Here is a 1423-nt window from a genome sequence, read left to right as displayed (position 1 = left end):
GTCCAAAGATGCTAGGATATATGTCGGCAGCTATTACCACTGGGCTAATTATCGGGCCAGGCGTCGGTGGCTTCTTAGCTGAGATTGGCACGCGAGTACCCTTTTACTCAGCTTCAGTCCTTGGATTTGTTGCTGCAATCTTATCTGTTATGCTTTTAAAAGAACCAGCGTCTTCTCAAGAGGAAATAGAAGTTGAGCGACTAATAGAGAAGAAGCGTGGCTTGAAAAAGATATTCATGCCTATGTTCTTTATTGCTTTTGTGGTCATTTTTGTATCGACATTTGGGTTAACAGCATTTGAGTCATTCTTTAGTTTATACGTTGATCATAAATTCGCGTTTAGTCCATTGGACATTGCTATTTCAATCACAGGCGGTGCCATTATAGGTGCAATATTTCAGGTTGTATTATTCGAACCGTTAGTAAAGCATCTGGGTGAAATTAATATGATTCGTTGGTCATTGGTATTATCTGCGATTTTAGTTTTCACAATGACATTAGTGAGCTCGTACTGGACGGTTATGATAGTCACATTTACCGTATTTATAGGTGCGGATCTCATTCGCCCAGCCGTAACAATGTACTTATCACGCATCGCGGGCAACGAACAAGGTTTTGTTGGAGGAATGAACTCTTTTTTCACTTCCCTAGCCAACGTATTTAGCCCCATCTTAGGTGGCATTTTTATTTGATATTAATATTAATTATCCCTACTATTTCAGTACGGTTGTCATTATCATTGGTTTAGCCATCACTGTACTATGGAAAAAACCTAAAACTGAAGAGTTAAACCTATCTAAAAAGAGTACCTTGTAAACCCTTATATTTAATTCTGGTTTCTTATCTATTTCATAAAAAATGGGCTATTAAGACAACCACCAGCATATAACAACCCCTTACTTCTTACATAATTAGCTACCCCTTACTTACTGCGGTAAGGGTTCTTTTTTATTTTTCTATTAGGCAGGCAAGCTTACTGCAGTAGCTGCATAGTATCTAAAGGCTATCTACTTCGTTAGTGTTACTGCGTTAATACAGGCTTTATGTATGTATTGGAGCTAATTTCGGCAGGAGGTTATTGTTAATTTGTTTTTGATAATAGTTTTGATAACAAATCATCAAAGATTTTACGATCACAAAATGAGAAAATAAAAATTATCAAATCCATTCGTTTGTGAGATTGGTAACACAGAAAAAATGTCATTCTTCAACTTACTTAAGGTGGCTTTTTATTTCGAGAACCGAATATTTAAGAAACTCGCTTGATTGTTGAAGATCATTGCAAAGCCTTATTGAACAAAGGCTTCCTCCACCTTCTAATAATTAAGTGATTAAAAATTTTTAGCTTTTCTATACTAGGGATCACGTCACCAAAAGTAAAAAGTTACACGTTTAGATACATTTTATCCGGTTACCTGTATGT

The 1423-nt window shown here is 36.2% G+C and carries 1 pseudogene; it reads left to right on the top strand.

The features are described 5' to 3' along the window. A pseudogene (locus RB298_RS20685) lies at positions 1-816 on the top strand (MFS transporter); the annotation flags it as partial. Positions 817-1423 lie beyond the last annotated feature (607 nt).

It is taken from the genome of Priestia sp. BR_2, assembly GCF_041954005.1.
GTDB classification, from domain to species: Bacteria; Bacillota; Bacilli; order Paenibacillales; family Paenibacillaceae; genus Paenibacillus_AQ; species Paenibacillus_AQ lautus_A.
This window is presented reverse-complemented; position numbering and strand designations above follow the sequence as displayed.